This is a genomic window from Deltaproteobacteria bacterium (assembly GCA_026388545.1).
In the GTDB taxonomy this organism is placed as follows: domain Bacteria; phylum Desulfobacterota; class Syntrophia; order Syntrophales; family UBA2185; genus JAPLJS01.
In genome coordinates this window covers 1-3,738 of the sequence record JAPLJS010000083.1, presented here as the reverse complement: position 1 = coordinate 3,738, position 3,738 = coordinate 1, and the positions used below count along the sequence as shown (strand labels likewise).

Below are 3,738 nucleotides of genomic sequence, written 5' to 3'. Positions count from 1 at the left end.
TACGGCTGTTTGCCCATTGTTGCAAAACAGCCCTGTCTTCTTCCGTACATTTCGGTATAATGGCTTTCTTGGGCATGGCTCTTCCTCCTTGCCCATGACAATACATCATAACGGTTATTATTGCAAGTAAACACTAGCATCATTTTTAAAATAAACATTCTGCGAAATAAAATTATCCCAGACTCTTTATAATGATCAGTTATTGGAAGGGCTTTCGTTCGACTAACTGTCCAACCTTAACCCTTTTTATCCCTTCCGAGGCGCCTTCTATCGTTACCCATGCGCTATCTGCCTGTATCTGATCTGTTACGGTAAACTCGACAGGCAATTTAAACATAGTGCAGGTTGTTTTTTTAGTTCCGGTCACGGGATCCTCATCCTCCAGTTCTTCAAAGGTATAGACGATCAACTTTGAACCTGGCTTGAGCCCCATCTTTTCGCCGATATTTAAGCCGGCGATCTTCTCCTTTCCATCAGGGCTGATTCTTAATTGCCGTATATAACCTTTTACCGTGAACCATTTGGAGAGTTTTGGCCGCGCGGTGTCCAATCCTCTGGATGCAGCCTTCTTGATGCCGCCGATTACGGCATCGTAATCGAGCTTGGGGGCATTGCCGACAAATTGTTTACCGCTAACTTTATCTGAAAAGACAACTTCCCCTGTTTCCACGTCAAGCATTCTCAAAGTAACTTCTGTGCTGATAGTCCAGCCTTCCAGTGCCTCCAGAGTTGTCGCTACGACAGCACCTATAAGCACACCCGCAAGCGCAGTGCCGGTGTCTTCAGTTCGTCTAGCCGCTATCCTGCCTGCATCTCGAGACCCTGTTTTAGCGGACTCATAGGTCTTGTATGATAACTCCACATTATTGATGGAACCGGTTACGATGTATTTAACGCCCGCGAATTTTCCGATGACGGCAAGACTTGCTTCATCGACAAGTCCGGAACGCTGGAACTTATGTTCGGACATGATCTTTTCCATTTCTTTTCTCGTAAAGACCTTAGTGCCTCCCAGATTGACCAGATCATCCATGACCCCGTCTTCAATACTCTCCGTGAGTTTTGCATTGATTTGTCTTTGCGTTTCCTCAGCATCTTGCTGAAACCATGTATTCTCCTTTGCACCCCAGACAGCACCTGCTCCTCCAGGGGCTATGCCGATTGCAGCCCCGCCTACGGAAGTCTTTTGACCTGAACCCACAATATGGGACTGTATGACACTGATATTCTCAAAGGGGGTATTGTTGGTAAAATTGGCCACGGCGACCTTTGGGAAGGCGGACTCATAGGCAAAACGGCATGCTTTCGGCACAACATCTCTGGGTCCTTTATCGATAGTATATGCCGTCGGATCGACCGTTGGAACAGTAGCGCAGGAAACTAAAATAAATGAAACAACAAGAAGTAATGCGTATTTCTTGAACACAACGTCACCCTCCAGTATTTGTTAATCTTCTAAGGAGTGGGGTGAGAAATTTACTGCTATGATTATTTTATCTGCTCCGTTAGTTTTTGCCGGTTCTTGACAGCCAAAGATACCCTGCTAAGAGCGAGAGTAATATTTTCATCCGGCTTTCCTATCAGCTTATCAGCCTGTTTATAGAGGTTCAACGCGGCCTCCGCATCTCCCCGGCTTTCAGCACATACGCCAAGATTGTAAAGAATTGCAGGTGAAGCGGGTGCAAGTATTCGTGCCTGTCCCCATATTTCGCAGGCGTTGTCCATTCTCCCTTTATCCGCAAAAGCGATTCCTTGCTTCAGTTTATCTTTAGCCTCACTTGAATTGATTTGGTCTGTTGAATCCATGAGTTTTATTTCAACAGTAATATAATACGGTGCGATATCTTTTATAAATTGCCTTTTCACATCTTCTTTTACCTTTTCTAGCAATTCCTGTTCAGTCTTAGGAGGAGACGCGTCTTCACAACCCGATGAACTGGCCGATGCTGAAAGATTTCGTGAATAAAGGATCTTTGCTGTACTTACTTCAATCAACTTGGGTGTGACAGAGAAATTTGCATTTCTTTTCGTGCACCTTACATTGTAATTTTTCCACTGAATACACCGTCCTTCATATTCATTTCCTTTTTTGTCACGCTCAATTTTATGCTGCACACATTCCTGTCGCTTTTCTTTGTAGTTACTGTCATTGACTTGCGCAGAGGTGATAGTGCCTGTATAAATCCCCTGGGCGCCAACAAGCTTGCCGATTTTTGCGGCTGTTTTCTGATCAGTCAAGGCGCTTTGAGAAAATTGCAGCTCAGAAATAGTTTTATCTATGGATGCCCTGTCAACTAATATAAAATACTGTTTATCATCGATACTTTTCGAAGCCAAAACGCCTTCTATTTCCGCAGCAAATTCTTGACCGCCTGTTCCCGAAAATGATAATACCGCAACCGTCTTGGTAAGAGAAGCTTGATGGTATTGTGCGGGTTGTAACATGTTCACTTTGATCTTGGTTGCGCATCCCGTTAACATCAATAAAAGAATGATAACCGATGAGAAGAACTGCTTAACCCATACTATGTTTGAATTGTGTTGTCGTTCCATTTTTCGAATATCCATTTCGTTTCGATTATTTATTTTTGATAATTCAGTGTTATTGAATAAGCAGAGAAGTTTGTCACATTAAAGTTGCCCTTCTGCTTTATGCTGTTGGCCAGGTAGATCGTGTTTTCAGGATAGCTTACGATAAATTCTCCCATCTGCTTATCCTCCACACCCGTTACCCATACAATGCTCTGCAAGATGCCTTTAACTTCCAGGTTCGTATCGAGATCGGTAACGCCGTTTACCTTGACGCTCACTTTTTTGACATTGCCCTGGATGTACGATGCAACCTTATCAAGTATTTTGGGGGTAAGTTTTTCAGCCAGGTCTTTCATGGCTTCCGCAGCGGCATCCTCAACGCTGTTGGCAAGGCCTTTGCTTTGTGCCGTATCTGCCGTAAGAATTTCCATATTGCCTGTTTTATTGTTTTTAGCGACTATGCGATAATTTAGCCTGACTGTTACACTGTTAAACGGCATGGTGATATGATATCCGATATCTTCACCCTTTTTTGTTGATATGGTATAATCAACCTTGCCAATGATGATCACATTGGAGAGAAATTTATACATCATGCTTCTGACGGCGAGGGTACTGCCGCTCTTCACGGACTTTTCAATTTCCATGGCGTCAATAGCTTGTGTCGGGGCTACATCGACGACCGTATAATTCTGATCGGTGAGTTTACCGATAAGAGTCTCAGAAAGAATGTTTGTTTCTTCAAACTCATCTCCACGTTTACCGGGTTTCCGGGCCGGGATAAAGACGGCAACGGAATTATTGAGGGCAAGGGAGGAAACGACTTCCTTTGCCTTTGTCGGCTGAACGCAGGCCTTAATTTTCACCATAACCGAATCTTCTTTATTAACCTGATCCAGGACTTTAAAGCTTTTTACAACCCCTGCAACTTGTGTTTTTATCACATCTTCTATGAGGGTGAAATTCTGAACAAAGCTCTGTGCCTTGACCTCAATGCCCACGGTCTGTTCAATGGCTGCCCACTTTGCCCTGGCAATGGCCTCCGTTTTCGCAGAGGGGAGATCATTATTGATAATCGCTGCTTCTCCCTCGGTATTCACGCATTTTTCCTGACACAGGCCGGCCGGTATAAACAGGAGATTGATCAGAAGGAAAGAAAAGATGATGGTTATTCCGCGCATTGTATCCTCACCTCCAAGGTGGAAA

At 44.1% G+C, this 3,738-nt stretch carries 3 protein-coding genes; all 3 read right to left on the bottom strand.

What is annotated here, in order from left to right:
- Nucleotides 1-199 precede the first annotated feature (199 nt).
- Nucleotides 200-1,426, bottom strand: a complete 1,227-nt coding sequence (locus tag NTW12_10360; GenBank protein ID MCX5846737.1) for a hypothetical protein — start codon at nt 1,424-1,426, stop codon at nt 200-202.
- Nucleotides 1,427-1,488: 62 nt separating this feature from the next.
- The gene (locus NTW12_10355; GenBank protein MCX5846736.1) at nt 1,489-2,553 is read right to left on the bottom strand and encodes a hypothetical protein; all 1,065 of its coding nucleotides are present in this window, start codon (nt 2,551-2,553) and stop codon (nt 1,489-1,491) included.
- Nucleotides 2,554-2,582: 29 nt separating this feature from the next.
- A partial coding sequence (locus tag NTW12_10350) for a hypothetical protein (GenBank protein MCX5846735.1) occupies nt 2,583-3,738 on the bottom strand: 1,156 nt, incomplete at its 5' end.

What these genes read in the sequence shown, in the direction of transcription:
- NTW12_10355 (MCX5846736.1), bottom strand. Translation starts at nt 2,553, where the DNA reads ATGGAACGACAACACAATTCAAACATAGTATGGGTTAAGCAGTTCTTC.